The following is a 953-nucleotide window of genomic DNA, read 5'->3' on the forward strand; positions in this document are numbered from 1 at the left end:
TGGGGTGCATGGCCAAGCAGGCGGTGAACGGGTGGTTCGCTGATCTGGTCACCGGTGCGGCCAAGCCGGTCTTTGAGGTGCTATCGCAGACGGCGCTGGGCACCCCGCCTTTGGATTCGCCGGACATGGCGCGGGCGAAGGATTTGTGGGGTGTGTCGCAGACCATCGCCAACACCTGCTACGTGCTGCTGGTCACGGTCGGCGGGGTGCTGCTGATCGCCGGGCATTCGCTGCCCGGTAGTGAGTTGACGCCTGGGCAGTTGGTGGCGCGGCTGGTTGGGGCGTTCGCTGCTTCCAATCTCAGCCTCGTCTTGATCGGCTACGCGATCACCTTCGCCAACGGCCTGTCGGGGGCGTTCCTGAAGGCCGGGGCGGAGGCGATCGACCCCAGCCGGGTCGCCAAGGCGATCGCCGGCTACCTGGTCGCGAGCGTGATCCCCAATCAGCCGTTCACGATCTTCATCGGGCTGGGTGTGGTGGTGCTGGCGTTGTGCGTGGTGTTCATCTACATCATCCGGATCGCGCTGACCATGGTGCTGATCGCCGCCGCGCCGGTGGCGTTGATGTTCCATGCTCTGCCGGTCACCGACGGGCTGGCGCGGTTGTGGTGGCGCAGCATCACCGGGGTTCTGGCGATCGGGGTGTGCCAGGCACTGATCCTGGCGACCGGGTTCCGGCTGCTGTTCTCCGACGTCGACCACCACGGAGGCGACTCGGGCGATTCGAACCATTTCCTCGGGCTCGCTTCGGGTATGGGGATCGATCTGCTGCTGGCGGTGTGCCTGCTGTGGATCATGGTCCGTGTCCCGTCCTGGGCGGCCCGCACCATCTGGCGCGCCGCCCAGCCCAGCGCGCTGACCGGGCTGGTCAAAAGCCTGATCCTCTACCGCGGTCTGGGCGCCCTGATGCGCCACCGCGTCCCCACCCGCAAACTCTGGACCTGTCTCTTAGAC

At 66.6% G+C, this 953-nt stretch carries 1 protein-coding gene; it reads left to right on the forward strand.

What is annotated here, in order from left to right:
* Window positions 1-8: 8 nt before the first annotated feature.
* Window positions 9-953: TrbL/VirB6 family protein (locus E1284_RS40895; RefSeq protein WP_207924262.1), on the forward strand; the 945-nt coding region annotated here is incomplete at its 3' end.

The sequence above is a fragment of the Actinomadura bangladeshensis genome (assembly GCF_004348335.1).
Taxonomy (GTDB): Bacteria; Actinomycetota; Actinomycetes; order Streptosporangiales; family Streptosporangiaceae; genus Spirillospora; species Spirillospora bangladeshensis.